This window comes from Kitasatospora sp. NPDC034035 (genome assembly GCF_055575755.1).
In genome coordinates this window covers 23741-42072 of sequence record NZ_JBVISA010000050.1, presented here as the reverse complement: position 1 = coordinate 42072, position 18332 = coordinate 23741, and the positions used below count along the sequence as shown (strand labels likewise).

The window sequence follows — 18332 nt, the reverse complement described above, 5'->3', positions numbered from 1 at the left end:
GAGCGGATGATGCGGGACGCGAAGATCACGCAGATCTACGAGGGCACCAACCAGGTCCAGCGCATCGTCATGGCCCGCAACCTCCCGTAATCCGGCCGGGTCGCAACGAGCGACCCCGGTGCCCACGGCCCCCGACCGCCCGTCCGCGGTCGGGGGCCGTCTGCTGTCCGACGTCCTGTCGCCCCCCGTCATGTCGTCCGGCATCGAACCATCCTGGACGGATCCCCGCACCCGGTGTCATAAATGATCGTCAACTGGCAGGCAGCGAACGACAATCGCGGGAGATCACGGAACATGGGCAACACCCCCGAGCAGCACCCGGCCGGCAAGGTCTGGCTGATCACCGGCGCCAACTCCGGCTTCGGCCAGGCGATCGCCGAGGCCGCCCTGGCGGCCGGCGACACCGTCGTCGCGGCGGCCCGGCGCCCCGAGACGCTGGCGGAGCTGGCCGCCGCGCATCCGGACCGGGTGATCCCGGTCCGGCTGGACGTCACCGACCAGGAGCGGATCCCCGCCGTCGTCGCGGAGGCCGTGCAGCGGCACGGCCGGATCGACGTCCTGGTGAACAACGCCGGGCGCGGCCTGATCGGCGCCGTCGAGGAGTACACCGACCGCGACCTGCGGGACCTGATGGACCTGCACTTCTTCGGCCCGGCCGCGCTCACCCGGGCCGTGCTGCCGCACATGCGCGCCCAGGGCTCCGGCGCGGTGGTGCAGATGAGCAGCATGGGCGGCCGCTTCTCGTTCCCCGGCGTGGGCGCCTACTCGGCCACCAAGTTCGCGCTGGAGGGCCTGTCCGAGGCGCTGGCGCAGGAGGTCGCCGGGTTCGGGATCAAGGTGCTGGTCGTCGAACCGGGCGCGTTCCGGACCGGCTTCGCGGGCGGCGGCGCGCTCGCCCACACCGCCCCGATCGCCGCGTACGAGCCGGTGGTCGGCCCGGTCCGCACCGGCCTGCCGGACTCCGACGGCAAGCAGCCCGGCGACCCGGCGAAGGCCGCCGCCGCGATCCTGGCCGCCCTGGCCGCCGAGCGGACCCCGCTGCGGCTCGCGCTCGGCAGCGACGCCGTGGACGCCGTCCTCGGCAACCTGGACGGCGCGCGGCAGGAAGTCGAGGTCTGGGCGGCGGTCGGCCGCGGCACCGACTTCCTGGCCGGCGAGTGACGGCGGGGCCTCCCCGCTCCTGAGGAAAACCGCGCGACGGCGGGCAGCCCCGCTCCCTAGGCTGCCCGCCATGTCCGCCACGCCCTCCGCCTCCGCCACGCCCTCCGCGCCCGCCACGCCCTCCGCGTCCGCCAAGCTCAGCCTGGCCGCCGTCACCCCCGGGAACATCGACGCTGCCCTCGCCCTGCGGGTGCGCCCCGACCAGGAGGGGCTGGTCGCGCCGGTGGTGAAGTCGCTGGCCGAGGCGTACGCGTACGGGGAGACCGCCTGGCCCCGGCTGATCATGGACGGCGAGGTGCCGGTCGGCTTCGTGATGGCCTTCTTCGACCTCCGTTTCCACCCGGAGCGGCCCGACGACCGTGCCCGCTCCGGTCTGTGGCGCCTGCTGATCGACGCCGACGCGCAGCGCGGCGGCTACGGCCGTTTCGCGGTGGAGCAGGTCTGCGCCGAGATCCGCCGCCGCGGCGGCACCCGCGCCACCGTCACGTACGTGCCCGGCCCGGACGGCCCGGCGGAGTTCTACGACCGTCTCGGCTTCCGCCCGACCGGCGAGCTGAGCGGCGACCAGACGGTGGCGGAGCTGGACCTCTAGCCTCCCCCCTCAGGCCCCCGGCCCCCCTCGGTCGAGCAGCGCCGCCGCCTGCTCCCGCGCCTGCCGCAGCCACTCGGCGCGGACAGCGGCGGGCGAGTCGGTGACCGTGCGGAACACCGTCCGCCGTACGTCGGTGACGCCGACGTACGGCAGCACGCAGGCCGCCCAGATCCGCTCCAGGGGGTCGCCGAACTCGCTGCGCTCGCGTTCCTCGGGCGTGTCCGAGGTGTTCAGTACCAGGGCCCGTCCGGCCCGCAGCAGCCCGGCCGGTTCGCCGTCGGCCGTGCCGAGCTTGTACGCGACGCCGGGGACCAGGACCCGCTGTGTCCAGCCGACCAGGACGGCGGGCGGCATGCCCCACCAGTTGGGGTGGATCAGCACGAGCGCGTCCAGGGTGGCCACTTCGGCGCGGTGCAGGGCGAGGTGGGCATCGTCGGCGTGGTCCGCCGCGTCCACCGTGCCGGTCTCCCCGGCGGTCAGCAGCGGTGCGAAGCCCTCCGCGTAGAGGTCGTGGGCCCGTACCTCGCAGCCGCGCTCCCGCAGTTCGCCGACCACGGCCTCGTACAGTGCGTGGTTGAAGCTGCCCGGCCGCGGATGCGCCAGGTAGACCCCGATCGTGCTCATCGTCCGTTCCCCTCCCGTTGGTTGGCGAACGTGATGCTACGGGCCGAGGCCCGCGGGTAGGGTGCCGGACCATGGCCGAGCCGGACTTCCTCGCCACGACCAGGGCGTTCTACGACGCCATCGCCATCGAGTACACCGACCGCTTCCGGGACGCGATGGACTCCATGCCGACGGACCGGGCCGTGCTGGCGCTCTTCGCCGACCTGGTCCGCGCCGAGGGCCCGGACGCCAGGACGGCCGAACTCGGCTGCGGTCCGGGCCGGGTGACGCAGCACCTGCACGGGCTCGGCCTGGACGTGTGCGGGATCGACCTCTCGCCGCGGATGGTCGAGCTGGCGCGGGCGGCCTACCCGGAGGTGCCGTTCGCCGTCGGCTCGCTGTTCGACCTCCCCTTCGGGGACGGCGAGTTGACCGGCGCGGTGGCCTGGTACTCGATCATCCACACCCCGGCGGAGCGCCTCCCGGAGGTGTTCGCCGAGTTCGCCCGGGTGCTCGCCCCCGGGGGCCGGCTGCTGGTCGCCTTCCAGGTCGGCGACGAGCCCCTGCGGCTGGAGCAGCCCTTCGGCCACCCGGTGTCGTTGGACTTCCGTCGCCTGCGGCCCGAGCACGTCGAGGAGTTGGCCCGGGAGGCGGGCCTGCCGGTCACCTGCCGTACGGTCCGCGAGCCGGACGGCGAGGAGAAGGTCCAGCAGGCCTACCTGCTGGCCCGCAAGCCGGAGGCCGGCAGTTGACCGGGTGGTCAGGCGACCTCGGACGCCGGCTGCCCGGAGGCGGTGACGATCACCTCGTCCAGTACCTCGCGCGAACGCAGCAGGTCGGTGATCATCCGGTCGATCCGCTCGCGCTCCGCGGTGAGCTCCTCGACCAGCAGCGGGGTGGCGATCTCGCTCGGGCTGCCGTCGGCGTCCTGCATGCAGGGGAGGATCTTGTAGATGGTGCGGCTGTGCAGCCCGGCCGCGTACAGCTCCTGGATGTGCACCACCCGGTCGACGGCGGCCTCCGGGTACTCCCGGTGGCCGCCGGCGGTGCGGCGGGCCGCCAGCAGGCCCTGCTGCTCGTAGTAGCGCAGCGAACGCTCGCTCACGCCCGTCCGCCGGGCCAGTTCGCCGATCCGCATGCCGTCCGTCCCGTCATCCGTGCCTGGCCGAGCCGAGTGAAGGCCTCTTGAACCTGACATCGATGTTAGCTTCCACCGTTCCGGCATGAGGACGAACACGGAAACCGCGGGTCTCTTCCAGCCCTCCGCACTCGGCCCGCTCCGCGACGGGCTGATGTACGGCGGCGGGGCCGAGAGGTACACCGACTACCCCGCGCCGGCGGGACAGCTCGCGGGACGGCACGCCGGATAACACGGCGGGGCGCGCCCGCGCCCGCCCGGGGGTACCGCGCGGGAGCCGACCGCTCATGCCATGATCCCTGCATGAGTTCCAACGTTTTCTTCGACATCACCATCAACGACGAGCCGGCGGGCCGCATCGTCTTCAAGCTGTTCGACGAGGTCGTCCCGAAGACGGCCCAGAACTTCCGCGAGCTGGCCACCGGCCAGAACGGCTTCGGCTACGAGGGCTCCGGCTTCCACCGCGTCATCCCGGCCTTCATGCTGCAGGGCGGTGACTTCACCAACCACAACGGCACCGGCGGCAAGAGCATCTACGGCGAGAAGTTCGCGGACGAGAACTTCAAGCTCAAGCACGACCGCCCGGGTCTGCTGTCGATGGCCAACGCCGGCCGCAACACCAACGGCTCGCAGTTCTTCATCACCACCATCGTCACCGACTGGCTGGACGGCAAGCACGTCGTCTTCGGCGAGGTCGTCGAGGGCATGGACCTGGTGAAGAAGATCGAGTCGCTCGGTTCGCAGAGCGGCCGCACCTCGGCCACCATCAAGATCGCCAAGTCCGGCGTGGTCGAGTAATCACCGCTGCCCTGGCAACCCGTACCGCCCCGGAGTGGGAAGTCGGCAGGTCCGACCTTCCTTTCCGGGGCGGTGGCGTTTCCGGTCCCGGGAGCACCGCCGCCAGGTCCTAAGCCCAAGGACCGATGGCCTGGTGCCCCCGTCCCGGCTGGAATGGGCGGATGGATCACGACACGGTGCGCGAGGGCCTGACACCCGCCGAACGGACGGCCTACCTGGCGCGGATCGGCCTGCCGGACCCCGGGGAGCCGTCGGCGGGCGCGCTGGCACGGCTGCAGCAGGCCCACCTGCGGGCCGTCCCCTTCGAGAACCTGAGCATCCACCTCGGCGAGCCCGTCGTCCTGGACCCGGCGGCCCTGGTGGCCAAGGTGGTGGACCGGCGACGCGGCGGGTTCTGCTACGAACTGAACGGCGCCTTCGCCGAGTTGCTGCGCTCCCTGGGCTACCGGGTGAGCCTGCTGGCCGGCCGGGTCTTCGACGGGGAGCGCCCCGGCCCGCCGTTCGGCCACCTCGCGCTGCGGGTCGACCTGGACGAGCCCTGGCTGGCCGACGTCGGCTTCGGCCGGTTCTCCCGGCACCCACTGCGCCTGGACGAGCGCGCCCCGCAGTCCGACCCGGACGGCACGTTCACCGTCGCCCCGCACGGCGCCCACGGCGAACTGGACGTCCGGATGGACGGCGCCCCGCAGTACCGCCTCGACCCGCGTCCGTACCCGCTCGCCGACTTCGCCCCGACCTGCTGGTGGCAGAGCACCTTGCCGGACTCGCACTTCACCCGCTCGACCACCTGCTCCCTGCCCACCGAGGACGGCGGCCGGACCACGATCAGCGGCACCCGGCTCATCCGCACCGCCCCCGACGGCACCCGCAGCGAGCGGCAGCTCACCGCCGCCGAGACGCCGGCCGCCTACCGCGAGCACTTCGGCATCGCGCTGGACCGCCTGCCCGGCTGAGGCCGGGCCGGACCGGGCCGGACCGGGCCGGACCGGAGCGGGCCCGGCCGGGTCGCGGGAGGGGCAGGGTAGCCGGGGGTGCGATCGTCCGGGCCGGAACCGGGCAATCGCGCCGGCCGTCACCGCGTTCGCCTTACGCTCTCCTCGGACGCGGGTCGAACCGCGGTCGAACTCGACTTTCCGGCAAGGTGGTTCACCGATGATCGAGCAGAGCGCCGACGACGGCGAGGTGACGTACGAGCAGGTGACGGTGGTCTCCCTGGCCTCCTGCGAACCCGCCTCCCTCGAACCGGCCTCCGGCGAGCCGGTCGGCCCCGCGCGGTTCGCGGTCCGGGTCGTCCGCGAGGGCATGACCGTCAAGCGGGTGGCGGGTTACTGGGCGCGTTGGGACGAGCGCCGCGGCGCGGAGGAGATCCGCCACCACGCGCGCTGGGTCGCCGACGAGGAGTACGTCCGGCCGGACACCGGCAGCGTGGACGGCACGCTCGCCGTGACGGTCGCCGCGTACTGGACGGACGGGGCGCGGGTCTTCGGCCGCCGTCCGAGCACGGAGACCGCGGTGATCTTCCGGCCCGGCGAGACCGAGCACGAGCTGGTGCTGGAGCAGGCCGCGCCGCACCGCCCGGCCGCCCTGTCGGTGCAACTGGCGCACGCCCGCTGGCTGGGCGGCGACGGGCAGCCGATCCACTACGGCTACGCGGGTGCCACCGAGGCCGCGGGCGGCGCGGGGGAGTGGCTGGTCCGCCTCCCGGAGTGCGGCACCGGCCTGCTGCCGTACGCCGGTCAGGCCGAGGCGGGATAGCCCGGAGCGGGATGGCGCGGAGCGGGAGAGCCCGAGACGGACCGGGTCGAGGCGGACTGGGCCGGAACGGGCGAGCGGTGTACGGGTGCAGCACGGTGCCGAAGCCGCGGTGGAAGACGGTGAGGCCGGGCCCGATCTCGCAGGCGGCCGGCACCTCCATGCCGGAGAACGCGAGCGCCTCCTGGACCAGGCGGCCCAGGAGGCGGTGGCGACGGCGGTAGATCAGTGCGGTGACGAGTGGCATTCACTCATTGTGGCGCCGTCGTCACTCGAAGTCACCGCTCGCTCACTTGACGTCCGGCACCGTGGTGTCGTTCTTGAAGGCGTCGAAGACCTGCTTGGACTTGTTGGCGTCCCACAGCACCGCGGATTCGCCGGTCTTGGTCCGGTAGTCCGCGTTGCCGATCGGGACGGTGATCGTCTTGCCGCTGCCGCCGTTGACGTCCTTCATGGCGAGGAAGAGCGAGCCGAGGTCGGTCAGCCCGCAGTCGTCGTCCACGATCAGGGTGCCGAGCGCCGAGTCGACCAGCGGGTAGAAGGTGAACGGGTTGAGCAGGTTGCCCGGGGAGGCGGCCTGGTGCGCGAGGGCGCCGAGGAACTTCTGCTGGTTGCGCATCCGGCCGAGGTCCTGGTCGGCCATCTGGTGGCGCTGACGGACGAAGGCCAGGGCCTGCTTGCCGGTGAGGGTCTGGTCGCCGGCCTGGAGGTCGAGGCCGGAGTCCTTGTCCTTGACGGGTTGGTCGATCTTCATCTCGACGCCGCCGATCGAGTCGACGATGCCGACGAAGCCGGCGAAGCCGATCTCGGCGTAGTGGTCGATGTGGATGCCGGTGCTCTGCTCGACGGTCTGGACGAGCAGGCGGCCGCCGCCGGCGCCGAAGGCCGAGTTGATCTTCGCGGTGGTGCCCTTGACCGGCTTGCCGTTGCTGCCCGGGTGTTCGGGGATCGGCACCCAGGAGTCGCGCGGGATGCTCATCAGGGTGTTCCCGTTGTCCCCGACGTGCAGGATCATCATCGAGTCGCTGCGCTTGCCCTCGTCGTGCCCGGTGTGCAGGTCGTCCTGCTCGGAGTCGGTGAGGCCCTGGCGGCTGTCGGAGCCGACGATCAGCCAGTTGGTGCCCTTGCCCGCGGCCGGGCGGCCCGGGTAGTCGGCGAGCACGCTCTCGTGGTTGAGCTTGGAGTCCGCCCAGAACCAGGTGGAGACGGAGGTCACCATGACGGCGATCAGCAGGCCGAAGACCGACCACTTCACGATCCGTCGCCGCGGCCAGCGCTTGGCGGCCGGCGCACCGGCCGGCCGGGCACTGCCGGGACCACCGGGACCACCGGGACCACTCGGCCCATCCGGGCCGCCGGGCCCGCCCGGATATCCGGGACCGGCCGGGCCGCCGGGGCGGACGCCGGGCGCGCCGGCCCCCTGCTGCGGGACGCCGCCGAGCCGGGACGGCCCCTGCTGCCCCTGCCCCAGCTGCTGCGGCGTGGACGCCCCGGGCCCGCGCGGATTCAGCGAGGACGGCAGTGGCGGCTCGGCCGCCGTGCCGCCTCCGCCGCCTGCGCCGTACGGGTTCCCGCTGCCTCCGCCGTTGCCGCCGTACGGGTTCCCGCCGCCCCCGGGGCGGCCCTCCTGCCACGTGTTCATGCCGTCGAGGATGCCCGACCCCGGTCGGGCTGACTCCCCCCGGGGGGCCGGCCAGGCCTCTTGTAGCAGTTTTGATGCACGTACCGGATCGTTCCGCCGCAACGTCCGCCAAGGCCCGGACGCCCGGCAGTACGCGCTGCTCTGCCGGCCCCGGTCGTCGAGGGCCTCGCCACGGCCCCGGAGCGGCTGCCCGTACCGGCACTGACCGGCTTCTGGCGGGCTGCCACCCGGCTACCGACCGGCTACCGACCGGCTACCGACCGGCGCCGACCGGCGCTGACCGGCCGGCAACCGCGGCCGCGGCCCGTACGGGGCGTCCCCGAGACGGGCCGCGGCGACCCCTAGGGGGAGGCGCGCCGCGCCCCGTAGAACCTTGGTTGAGCCGCTTCATTCCGTCGGATGACGAGCGGTCCGCCGTCCACTCCTAACGTGGTTCCTACATCCCCACCGCCAGGAAGCGGCCCGATCCGGTCGGGTCCGGTGGCCAGGTCCACCGGGAGGGTGGAGACAACTCCCGGTCGAGGACTACCGCCTGCGCCATGTCGTGAGGCGGGTGGGCCCGTGAGGCTGGGGGCCAACGGGTGAGCGCATTTTTCCTCTAGGAGACTCCAGTGACGACGGCAGCAGCAGCCGTGTACGACCCCCAGCTTCCCGGCGGAGCCTCCGCCGTCGCCGCTTCGGCCCGTCAGGTCACCAAGGCGTACGGTTCCGGCGAGACCAAGGTCACCGCGCTCGACGCGGTCGACGTCGACATCCAGCGCGGCCGGTTCACCGCGATCATGGGCCCCTCGGGCTCCGGCAAGTCCACCCTGATGCACTGCCTGGCCGGGCTCGACACGGTGAGCACCGGCCGGATCTGGATCGGCGACACCGAGATCACCGGCCTCAAGGACAAGCAGCTGACCAGACTGCGCCGGGACAAGATCGGCTTCATCTTCCAGGCGTTCAACCTGCTGCCGACCCTGAACGCGCTGGAGAACATCACGCTGCCGATGGACATCGCGGGCCGCCGGCCCGACCAGGCCTGGCTGGACCAGGTGGTGGAGACCGTCGGCCTGGCCGGCCGGCTCAAGCACCGCCCGACCCAGCTCTCCGGCGGCCAGCAGCAGCGCGTCGCGGTGGCCCGGGCGCTGGCCGCCCGCCCCGAGATCATCTTCGGCGACGAGCCCACCGGGAACCTGGACTCCCGGGCCGGTGCCGAGGTGCTGACCTTCCTGCGCCGCTCGGTGGACGAGCTGGGCCAGACCATGGTGATGGTCACCCACGACCCGGTCGCCGCCGGCTACGCGGACCGCGTGCTCTTCCTCGCCGACGGCGTGATCGTCGACGAGATGCACGCGCCCACCGCCGACTCCGTCCTCGAACGCATGCGCCGTTTCGACGGCAAGCGCACCAGCTGAGCGACGGGACGACACGATCATGCTGCTCAAGACCTCACTGCGGAGCTTCTTCGCCCACAAGGGCCGGATGGCGCTCTCGCTCATCGCCGTCGTGCTGTCGGTGGCCTTCGTCTCCGGCACCCTGGTGTTCTCCGACACCGCCACCAGTACCTTCGACAAGCTCTTCGCCGCGACCGCCTCCGACGTCTCGGTCCAGCCGCCCAAGCCGGCCGATGACGAGGAGCAGCAGGCCGCCGCCAAGCCGTCGACCGTCCCGGTGGCGCTCGCCGACCAGGTCGCCGCGGTGCCGGGCGTGAAAAAAGCCGTCGGCCAGGTCATGGTCGGGAACGCGATCCTGGTCAACCCGGCCACCAACAAGCTGGTCGGCCCGACCAGCGGCGCGCCCACCCTGCTCGGGAACTGGACCGACACCCCGCGCAACCCGGTCACCATCACCTCCGGCCACACGCCGCAGAACTCCGGTGAGCTGGTGCTGGACGCGGACACCGCGAAGAAGGCCAAGCTCGGCCTCGGCGACCGGATCCGGGTCGAGAACTCCGGCGGCAAGCACGACTTCACCATCGCCGGCATCGCCACCTTCACCGCCACCAACCCGGGCGCGGCCCTCGGCTTCCTGGACACCCCGACCGCCCAGCAGCTGCTGCTCGGCGAGCCGGCCTACACCTCGATCGAGGCCTTCGGCGACGGCAGCCGGAGCAACGACCAGCTCAAGGCCGCGGCGCTGGCCAAGGTCGGCGGCGGCTACCAGGCCAAGACCGCGGCCGAGCAGAAGGACGAGAACGCCAAGCAGGTCGGCAGCGGCCTCGCCTTCATGAAGTACGCGATGCTCGGCTTCGCCTTCGTCTCGGCGATCGTCGGCGGCTTCCTGATCATCAACACCTTCTCGATGCTGGTCGCCCAGCGCACCCGGGAGATCGGCCTGCTGCGCGCCATCGGCGGCAGCCGCCGGCAGGTCAACCGCTCGGTGCTGGTCGAGGCGCTGATCCTGGGCGTGCTCGGCTCGACCCTCGGGGTCGCGGCCGGCCTGGGCGTCGCGGTCGGCCTGATCAAGCTGATGAACGCGATCGGCATGGACCTCAAGGCGGCCGACCTGCAGATCGGGCCGGACGTGTTCGTCGCCGGCTACGCGCTCGGCATCGTGGTCACCCTGGTCGCGGCCTGGTTCCCGGCCCGCCGGGCGAGCCGGATCTCGCCGATGGCCGCCCTGCGCGACCACGGCACCCCGGCCGAGGGCCGCGCCAACCTGGTCCGTACGGCGGTCGGCCTGCTGCTGACGGCGGGCGGCGGCACCCTGCTGGTGCTCGGCGCGCGGTCGGAGAAGGCGGCCACCGGCGGCCAGTACCTGGGCATGGGCGTGGTGCTCACCCTGGTCGGCTTCGTGGTGCTCGGCCCGCTGCTGGCCTCGGCCATCGTCCGGGTGCTCGGCGCGGTGCTGCCGGCCGTGTTCGGCCCGTCCGGCAAGCTCGCCCAGCGCAACGCGATGCGCAACCCGCGCCGCACCGGCGCCACCGCCGCCGCGCTGATGATCGGCCTGGCGCTGGTGATCGCCTCCGCGGTGTTCAGCTCCTCGGCCGTCACCTCGGCCGGCGCACAGATCGACAAGTCGGTGGGCGTGGACTACATCATCGCGGGCGGCGGCACCGAGGTCACCCCGGAGATGCTGGACATCGTGCGCCGCACCCCGGGCATCGACCACGTCACCATCCAGAAGGGCTTCCAGGCCGCCAAGGTCCGGCTGCCGGACGGACAGAAGGCGAAGACCGACCTGACCGCCGTGCCGCCCGGATTCCTCGGCACCGACTTCCGTCCGACCGTCAACTCCGGTGCGGCGGACTCGGTCGGCCGCGGCTCGCTGGGGATCGGCGAGACCTTCGCCAAGGACCACGGCCTGAAGGTCGGCGACCAGGTGACCGTCGACTACGGCAGGGGCCACACCCAGGTGCTGCCGGTCGGCGCGGTCTTCGCCAAGGGTGAGCTGTTCGGCGACGGCTCCTTCGTCGCCATGGACACCATGGCCGAGGTCGTCCCCGCCGCCGAGCAGCCGCCGGTGTGGACCTTCTTCGCCAAGGCCTCCTCCGGCGCCGACGTCGACAGGACGCTGACCGCGCTGGAGGACGGGCTCAAGGAGTACCCGCAGCTGACCATCAAGGACCGGGCCGGCTACAAGGAGCTGGTGCAGTCCCAGGTCGACACCCTGCTCTACCTGATCTACGGGCTGGTCGCCCTCTCGATCACGGTCGCCGTGCTCGGTGTGGTCAACACCCTGGCGCTGTCGGTGGTCGAGCGGACCCGGGAGATCGGCCTGCTGCGGGCGATCGGGCTCTCCCGCCGCCAGCTGCGCCGGATGATCCGGCTGGAGTCCGTGGTGATCGCGGTGTTCGGCGCCGTCCTCGGCACCGGGCTGGGCCTCGCCTGGGGCGTCACCGCCCAGGGGGTCCTGCGGGACCAGGGCCTCGGGGCGCTCTCCGTCCCCACCACCACGATCGCGATCACCCTGGTCTCCTCGGTGGTGATCGGCCTGGTCGCCGCGCTCGTCCCGGCCTTCCGGGCGGGACGGATGAACGTCCTCACCGCCATCGCCACGGACTGAAGCGCGGCGGACTGAAGCGCGACGGACCCGTTCCGGCGCCGGGGGGCGTCGGAACGGGGACGCGGGACAGGGGCCGGGTGCGCACCGCACCCGGCCCCTGCCGCGTGCCGCGCCGAGGGCCCCACCAACTCCGCGTCCGCCCCGGTCCGGGCCCGCGCCGACGGGAGAGCGCGGTGACCTTGATCACAGTGCCGGTGCCGCGCCGCGAGGAGTGCGCGGCCGCCCGGACCGGGACAAGACGGGGACGCGTCCGCACCGGTACGGTGGCCCCGATGAACACCAAGGCTGCTGAGGAGCTGCCGGCTGTTTCCGTGATCATGCCGGTGCTCAACGAGGAACGTCACCTGCGCACGGCTGTCCGGCGCATCCTGGACCAGGAGTACCCGGGGCCGATGGAGGTGGTGATCGCCCTCGGTCCCTCCAGCGACCGTACCGACGAGATCGCCGCCGAGCTGGTGGCCGAGGACCCGCGGGTGCGGACGGTGGCGAACCCCACCGGCCGGACGCCCGCCGGGCTGAACGCCGCGATCCGGGGCTCCCGCCATCCGATAGTGGTGCGCGTGGACGGCCACGGTCTGCTCACCCCCGGCTACATCGCGACCGCGGTCCGGCTGCTGGGCGAGATGGACGCGGCGAACGTCGGCGGCATCATGCACGCCGAGGGCGAGACCGAGTGGGAGAACGCGGTCGCCGCCGCGATGACCTCCAAGCTCGGTGTCGGCAACGCCGCCTTCCACACCGGAGGCCTGGCCGGCCCGGCGGACACCGTCTACCTCGGGGTGTTCCGGCGCGAGGTGCTGGAGAAACTCGGCGGCTACAACGAGGAGTTCATCCGCGCCCAGGACTGGGAGCTGAACTACCGGATCCGCCAGGACGGCGGCCTGGTCTGGTTCACCCCGCAGCTCAAGGTGACGTACCGGCCCCGGCCCTCGGTGCGGGCGCTGGCCAAGCAGTACAAGGACTACGGCCGCTGGCGCCGGGTGGTCACCCGCTACCACCGCGGCTCGGTCAACCTGCGCTACCTCGCCCCGCCGGCCGCGCTGCTGGCGGTCACCCTCGGGCTGGTGCTCGGCGCGGCCGTCCACCCGGCCTTCCTCGCGGTGCCCGGCGCCTACCTGCTGGGCATCGTCGGCGGCGCCGTGACCGAGGGCCGCGGCCTGTCCGTCAAGGCCAGGACACTGCTGCCGGTGGCGTTCGCGACCATGCACCTCAGCTGGGGCTTCGGCTTCCTCACCTCACCGCGCTCGCTGGCGCGCCGGGTGATCGCCAGCGTCAGCCCGTCCTCGAAGAACCTGCTCTCCAAGACCGGCTGACGCCCCGTCGCGCCGGGTCGGCCGCGCCGGCGAGCCGCTGCCGGACGAGGAGGCGGCCACCGGCGGTGCCCGAACCGGCGAAGGGCACCGCGAGGCGGCCGGAACCCTCCTGCCCCGGCAGCTACTTGGCGCAGGCGTCGACGTCGTCCGCCTGCACCCGCTGGAGGTCCTCGGGCGCCGCGGTCGGCACCGCCCCCGGGGTGGCGGGCGCGCTCAGGGCGTCCTTGCCGAGCACCAGGAGCAGCCCGGCCTTCGGGTCCGTCTTCGCGGCCGGCTTCACGGCGTCACCCGGCAGCCCGAGGGCGGCGGCCAAGGCGTTGGCCTCGGCCTCCTGGCCCGCCGGGTAGGAGACCGTGGTGCTCGCGGCGACCGGCGCGTCGCTGCCGACCGCGGCCTTGGCGAAGCCCTTCGCCTGGAGCTTCTCGACGGTCGGCCCGGACTGCCCGCGCTTGCCGCTGCCGTTGCGGACCGTCACCTGGACGCCCTTGGTGTCCACCGCCGGGGCGGTGGCGGCGGGCGTCGTCGGGGCGGCCGAGCCGGCGCCGTCGGGCGCGGGCGGGGCGGCCGTCTCGGTCAGCGAGCGGTCGCCCGCGACCATCGCGAACACCTGGGAGGCGTCCGGCTGCTTGAAGATCACCCGGTCCTTGTCCTGGGGGTCGTCCACGACGGGCACGGTGGCGAAGGTGATGTTCTTGGTGTCCACCTTGCTGATGTCCAGCGCGAGGTCCTTCAGCTTGTCCACGCTGCCGATGCCGTCGTCCACGGTGAGCGCCTTGGTGGCGGCGTCCGCGAGCTTGTAGAGCTTGGCGGGGTTGGTCAGGGTGTCGTCGGTCTTGATCTTGCGGATCATCGAGCTGATGAACTGCTGCTGGAGCGGGATCCGGCTGAGGTCGCCGCCCTGGCCGACCGCGTGCCGGGTGCGGACGAAGGCCAGCGCCTCCTCGCCCTGGACCACGTGCCGGCCCTTGGTCATCTTGAGGTGCGAGTCCTTGTCGTTGATGTCCTTGGCCGCGCAGACCTCGACCCCGCCGACCGCGGTGGACAGGGTCTTCACCGCCTCGAAGTTGACCTGCACGAAGTGGTCGACCCGGATCCCGGTGTTCTTCTCGACGGTCTTCCAGGTGCAGCCCGCGTCCCGTCCCGCCTGGCCGAGGCTGTTGTTGAACATGTCCCGCGCCGAGCCCGGGATCTTCTTCCCCTGGGCGCTCTGGCACTCCGGGATCGGCAGCATCAGGTCGCGCGGGAGGCTGACCACCGTCGCGTTGGAGCGGTCCTTGGCGATGTGGAACAGCAGCGTGGTGTCGGCGTGCCCGGTGCTGCCCGCGTCACCGTACTCGCGGCCGAGGCCCTCCCGGCTGTCGGTGCCGATCACCAGGATGTTCAGCGCCTCCCCGGCGGCCTTGGGGCGCTCCGCCTCGTCGCCCAGCTGGACCTTGACCGAGGTCAGGTTGTTGTTGAAGTGCTGGTACAGGTAGTACGCCCCGCCGCAGCCCGCGGCCATCACCAGGGCGCCCGTCCCGGCGGTCCACTTGAGCGCGCGCCGGCGCCGGTTGCGCTTGGCGAGGGCGGCAGCCCGCCGCCGGGTGTCCCGGCGGCCCTCTCCGGCCGGTGCCTCGGGTGCCTCGGCGGCCCGGCGGCGCTGCCGGGGGACACCGGGCGCCGGGTCCACCCGGTACCGACCGGATTCCGGTTGCTCCTCGTGCACGGGGGGTTCCCTACCTTCGACCGGTCACGGCTCCGGCCCACCCGTCCTGAACGGGCCGATCCGGACACAGTAGACGAGCCGAATGGGGGAATCGTTCCGGGTGTGATCTGCATCATGCGTGAACAAAGCGAAGGTAAATTCCGTTCTCCGCCAGACGATTTCCGGACACACCCGCGCCGACCTGCGGCGCGGCGCGGCCCGGGGGGCCCGCTCAGTGCTGCGCGCAGGCGTCCACGTCGGCGGTGCGTCCCTCGAACGTGGGCGAGGCGCCCGCCGAAGGTGACGCCGCCGCCATCGCCGCCTCGGCGGAGCCCGCGTTCGGTCCCGCGCCCGGGCTCGCGTTCGCCGCCGCGCCCGCCGACGGCGCCGACCCGGGCGGCCGGACGGCGACGGGCTGGTCGTCGCGCAGCGCCGTGAACAGCTGGGTGGTCTGCGGCTGCACGAACTCGTCCCGGTCCGAGTCGTAGCGGTACGGGCGGCGCGGCGCGGTCAGGAAGGTCACGTTCGCCGTGGGGACGCCGCGCAGGTCCTGGGTCAGGTCGTACAGCGCGCCGAGCGAGGACAGTCCGCCGTCCGCCCGGACCGAGGAGGTCGCCGCGTCCAGCACCGGCCACAGCCGGGCCGGGTTCAGCAGCACGCCCTGCGACTCCACCTTGCGGATCAGCGCGGCCAGGAACTGCTGCTGACGGCCCATCCGCTGGGTGTCGCTGCCGTCCCCCAGGCTCTCCCGGGCCCGGACGTAGCCGAGCGCCTGCTCGCCGTGCAGGGTCTGCCGGCCGGCGGGCAGGTCGAGCTTGGCGTCCTTGTCGTGGATCGGCTGCGGCACGCACACCTCGACCCCGCCGATCGCGTCCACGATCGTCTTGAAGCCGCTGAAGTCGAGGATCACGTAGTGGTCGATCCGGATCCCGCTCAGCTGCTCGACGGTACGGATCGAGCAGGCCGGGCCGCCCGTCTCGAAGGCCCAGTTGAACTGCATCAGCGCCGGCTTGCTGTGGGTGCCGTCCGGCTTCTCGCAGGCGGGGACGCTGACCATGACGTCGCGTGGGACGGAGACCGCCGTCGCGTGCTTCCGGTCGGCGGCCAGGTGCAGGAGGATCGTGGTGTCCGAGCGCTGGGTGCCCGCGTCGGTGCCGTAGGAGCCGTTCGCGCCGGAGCGGTCGTCACTGCCGATCAGCAGGATGTTCTCGGCGCCCCGCGCGCCGGCGGTGCGGCTCGGCCGTTCGGCCTCCAGCTTGGCGAGCAGCCGGTCGGTGGCCGCGTCGGTCCGGATGTTGCCGTCCAGCTTGCGGTAGGCGATCCAGAGCAGCGCCCCGGTCGCGACCAGCAGGAACGCGACGACGCCGGCGGTGATCATCAGCCACCGCCGGCGCCTGCGCGGGCGTCCGGTCCCGTCCGGGGGAGCGTCCGCGGGGGGAACGTCCGTCGGAGAGGTCTCCGTAGGGGAGTCGTCGGTCGGGGGGTGCTCGGTGTCGTCCTCGGCCATGGCAGGGATACCTACCCGCCGGGCCCGGGCCGGGGGGTCACCCGAGGCGCAGTGTCACCCGTTCGGATTCGGTCCGCTTCTCCCACTGCTCGGCGTCCAGCGCCTGCGAGTTGCGGCACAGCACCACCGAGGCGCCGGCCGCCAGCGGCGCCAGCAGGCCGGCCTCCAGGCCCGCCCAGTCGTCGTACGAGAGGGTGGACAGCACACGGTCGCCGGGCTTCAGGCCGAGGCGGGCCGCTCCCTCCCGGGCCAGCGCGACGGTCTGCTCGCCCGTCAGCTTCAGCGGCAGCCCGTCCACCGCGGTCTCCAGCGCCTGCCCGTCCGGGGCGACGGGGGAGTACGGCGCGAAGCGGTCGCCCTGCCCGGGCACCTCGGCGGCGTAGTCGAGGAAGCCGTCCGGGCGCTGCGGGAAACGGCCGCCGAGCGGGCGCAGGGCGAGCGCCACCCGCTCGCCCTCGCAGGCCTGGGCGGCCGCCAGCCCGTCCGGGCCGCTGACCACCAGGTCCGCGGCGGCCGGGTCGCCGCCCGGCACCGCCGCCACTCCGACCGACCAGCAGGCAAGCAGCCAGACGGCGCTCTGCCAGTGGGCGGGCAGCAGCAGCGCCGCCCGGTCGCCCGGGCCGGCGTTCAGCTCGTCCTGGAGGAGGTTGGCGGTCTTGGCCACCCAGTTGTCGAACGTCCGGGCGGACAACTCCACCCGTTCGCCGGTGGCGTCGTCGTAGAAGGTGACCAGCGGGGCCGCGGGATCGACCGAAGGGGGGCCGCCGCGCAGGAATGCGTGCAGCAGCTCGACGGGGGTGTGGGCATCGGCAGCGAAAGGCGCAGTCATGGTGCGCCCCAGCCTACGGCCTTCGAGTGGGAGGCCGGGAGGGGTGGCCGAACGGCCGCGGGGCGGCGTGGCGAGCGGTCCGGTTTGCGGCGACGATCCGAATTATGCGCCTTTCACTACCAGCCGTTCTGCTCGCCGGCTGCACCGCTGCCCTGCTCGTCCAACCCGCCGCCTCCGCCGCCGACCCGTCCGGCCCCCAGCGCCGCGACTTCGCCGACGGCGGCTCGACCACCTCGCTCCCGCTGCCCGCCGGCCACGGCCTCGCCCCGCGCGGCACCCGGCCGTTCGAACTCCTCGGCGTCAGCTGGGACGGCCCGCCGGACGCACTCGCCGGCGCCGACATCCGGATCCGCACCCGGGACGCGGACACCGGCCGCTGGGGCGACTGGCGGCGGCTCGAAGCCGAGCCCGAGGACGGCCCCGACCACTCGCCGCACGGCGCCACCGCACCCCTGTGGACCGGTCGCAGCGACGGCGTCGCGGTCGACGTCCGGCCCGGCCCGGCAGGAGCGCCGCCCGGACTGCGGCTCGAACTCGTCGACCCCGGCCGGGGCGCTGCCGCACCGGCCGCACGGACCCTGCCCCCCGAGCCCGCCGACGGGCACCAGGCCCCACGCCCGGCCATCGTCACCCGGGCCGGCTGGGGCGCCGACGAGTCGCTGCGCGACCAGAGCTTCGAGTACACCGGCCCGGTCCGCGAGGTGTTCGTCCACCACACCGCCACCGCCACCGACTACGCCTGCGGCGACGCCCCCCGAGTGATCCGGGCGATCTACCAGTACCACGTCAAAACCAGCGGCTGGCGCGACATCGGCTACAACTTCCTGGTCGACCGCTGCGGCACCGTCTACGAGGGCCGCGCCGGCGGCGTCGACCAACCCGTCCACGGCGCCCACACCCTCGGCTTCAACACCGACTCCTCCGGCATCGCCGCGATCGGCACCTACGGCGGCGACCAGCCGCCCCAGCCCCTCCTCGACGGCCTCGCCGCCATCACCGCCTGGAAACTCGGCCTCACCGGCCAACCCGCCGACGGCCACACCAAGCTCACCTCGGCCTCCGACGCCAGCCGCTACCCCAAAGGCACCGTCGTCGACTTCGACACCGTCTCCGGCCACCGCGACGCCTTCAACACCGAATGCCCCGGCAACGCCCTCTACGCCCAACTCCCGGCCCTGCGCGCGGCAGCGACCCGCCTCCAGACCCAGAGCCCCTGACCCGCCGACGCCGCCTCCCGCGCCCGGCTCCTTCCCCCCTTCCCCTGGCCCCGCGCCCCGACAGGGCGCGGGGAACCGCGCGCGGCAGGCGCGTCGGGGCCACCCG

Annotated in this window: 18 protein-coding genes; 12 read left to right on the top strand and 6 right to left on the bottom strand. The window is 73.2% G+C overall.

The features are described from left to right. From ACZ52J_RS39780 to ACZ52J_RS39770, 3 genes are all read left to right on the top strand, one after another. Positions 1 to 90: acyl-CoA dehydrogenase family protein (locus ACZ52J_RS39780; protein ID WP_144385854.1), on the top strand; the 90-nt coding region annotated here is incomplete at its 5' end. A gap of 204 nt (positions 91 to 294) precedes the next feature. Continuing rightward, complete coding sequence (locus ACZ52J_RS39775; protein WP_465625961.1) at positions 295 to 1161, top strand: oxidoreductase; 867 nt, start codon at positions 295 to 297, stop codon at positions 1159 to 1161. A 70-nt stretch (positions 1162 to 1231) separates the two neighbouring features. Next, positions 1232 to 1753: a GNAT family N-acetyltransferase gene (locus ACZ52J_RS39770; protein WP_465625959.1), complete on the top strand. Its 522-nt coding sequence runs from the start codon at positions 1232 to 1234 to the stop codon at positions 1751 to 1753. 9 nt (positions 1754 to 1762) lie between these two features. Here ACZ52J_RS39770 and ACZ52J_RS39765 read toward each other — a convergent pair whose 3' ends face one another. Then, entirely contained in the window at positions 1763 to 2377 is a 615-nt protein-coding gene (locus ACZ52J_RS39765) for an NAD(P)H-dependent oxidoreductase (protein ID WP_465625957.1), read from the bottom strand. 71 nt (positions 2378 to 2448) lie between these two features. Here ACZ52J_RS39765 and ACZ52J_RS39760 point away from each other — a divergent pair, with 71 nt between their 5' ends. Then, the gene (locus tag ACZ52J_RS39760) at positions 2449 to 3108 is read left to right on the top strand and encodes a class I SAM-dependent DNA methyltransferase (RefSeq protein WP_465625955.1); all 660 of its coding nucleotides are present in this window, start codon (positions 2449 to 2451) and stop codon (positions 3106 to 3108) included. Between the two features lie 8 nt (positions 3109 to 3116). Here the strand turns inward: ACZ52J_RS39760 and ACZ52J_RS39755 are convergent, their stop codons facing one another. After that, positions 3117 to 3494, bottom strand: coding sequence for a MerR family transcriptional regulator (locus ACZ52J_RS39755; protein WP_360507914.1), 378 nt, complete (start codon positions 3492 to 3494; stop codon positions 3117 to 3119). An 85-nt stretch (positions 3495 to 3579) separates the two neighbouring features. Between ACZ52J_RS39755 and ACZ52J_RS39750 the strand changes: the two genes are divergently transcribed. The 4 genes from ACZ52J_RS39750 (at position 3580) to ACZ52J_RS39735 (ending at position 6047) form a co-directional block, all read left to right on the top strand. Then, entirely contained in the window at positions 3580 to 3726 is a 147-nt protein-coding gene (locus ACZ52J_RS39750) for a hypothetical protein (RefSeq protein ID WP_465625953.1), read from the top strand. A 71-nt stretch (positions 3727 to 3797) separates the two neighbouring features. Continuing rightward, on the top strand, positions 3798 to 4292 hold the full coding sequence (locus ACZ52J_RS39745) for a peptidylprolyl isomerase (RefSeq protein WP_465625951.1): 495 nt from the start codon (positions 3798 to 3800) through the stop codon (positions 4290 to 4292). Positions 4293 to 4453: 161 nt separating this feature from the next. Beyond that, a complete protein-coding gene (locus ACZ52J_RS39740) occupies positions 4454 to 5245 on the top strand; it encodes an arylamine N-acetyltransferase family protein (protein ID WP_465625949.1) in 792 nt (263 codons plus the stop codon). A 199-nt stretch (positions 5246 to 5444) separates the two neighbouring features. Then, entirely contained in the window at positions 5445 to 6047 is a 603-nt protein-coding gene (locus tag ACZ52J_RS39735) for a hypothetical protein (protein ID WP_465625947.1), read from the top strand. Between the two features lie 286 nt (positions 6048 to 6333). Here the strand turns inward: ACZ52J_RS39735 and ACZ52J_RS39730 are convergent, their stop codons facing one another. Beyond that, positions 6334 to 7686 carry an LCP family protein gene (locus ACZ52J_RS39730; protein WP_465625945.1) on the bottom strand — a complete coding sequence of 451 codons (1353 nt, stop codon included), beginning with the start codon at positions 7684 to 7686 and terminating at the stop codon, positions 6334 to 6336. Positions 7687 to 8297: 611 nt separating this feature from the next. Here ACZ52J_RS39730 and ACZ52J_RS39725 point away from each other — a divergent pair. From ACZ52J_RS39725 to ACZ52J_RS39715, 3 genes are all read left to right on the top strand, one after another. Further along, the gene (locus tag ACZ52J_RS39725; protein WP_465625943.1) at positions 8298 to 9086 is read left to right on the top strand and encodes an ABC transporter ATP-binding protein; all 789 of its coding nucleotides are present in this window, start codon (positions 8298 to 8300) and stop codon (positions 9084 to 9086) included. Between the two features lie 16 nt (positions 9087 to 9102). Next, the gene (locus tag ACZ52J_RS39720) at positions 9103 to 11676 is read left to right on the top strand and encodes an ABC transporter permease (protein ID WP_465625963.1); all 2574 of its coding nucleotides are present in this window, start codon (positions 9103 to 9105) and stop codon (positions 11674 to 11676) included. A gap of 272 nt (positions 11677 to 11948) precedes the next feature. After that, entirely contained in the window at positions 11949 to 12989 is a 1041-nt protein-coding gene (locus ACZ52J_RS39715; RefSeq protein ID WP_360507930.1) for a glycosyltransferase family 2 protein, read from the top strand. A gap of 121 nt (positions 12990 to 13110) precedes the next feature. Here ACZ52J_RS39715 and ACZ52J_RS39710 read toward each other — a convergent pair whose 3' ends face one another. The 3 genes from ACZ52J_RS39710 to ACZ52J_RS39700 all read right to left on the bottom strand — a co-directional run bounded on the left by ACZ52J_RS39710 (position 13111) and on the right by ACZ52J_RS39700 (position 17009). Further along, on the bottom strand, positions 13111 to 14694 hold the full coding sequence (locus ACZ52J_RS39710) for an LCP family protein (protein ID WP_465625941.1): 1584 nt from the start codon (positions 14692 to 14694) through the stop codon (positions 13111 to 13113). Between the two features lie 211 nt (positions 14695 to 14905). Then, positions 14906 to 16051 (bottom strand): LCP family protein, encoded by a 1146-nt coding sequence (locus ACZ52J_RS39705; RefSeq protein WP_465625939.1) that lies wholly within the window; start codon positions 16049 to 16051, stop codon positions 14906 to 14908. Positions 16052 to 16217: 166 nt separating this feature from the next. After that, on the bottom strand, positions 16218 to 17009 hold the full coding sequence (locus ACZ52J_RS39700; RefSeq protein ID WP_360507939.1) for a TIGR03089 family protein: 792 nt from the start codon (positions 17007 to 17009) through the stop codon (positions 16218 to 16220). A 104-nt stretch (positions 17010 to 17113) separates the two neighbouring features. On the opposite strand from ACZ52J_RS39700, the gene ACZ52J_RS39695 reads away from it, so the two are divergent. Continuing rightward, on the top strand, positions 17114 to 18226 hold the full coding sequence (locus ACZ52J_RS39695) for a peptidoglycan recognition protein family protein (RefSeq protein WP_465625937.1): 1113 nt from the start codon (positions 17114 to 17116) through the stop codon (positions 18224 to 18226). Positions 18227 to 18332 lie beyond the last annotated feature (106 nt).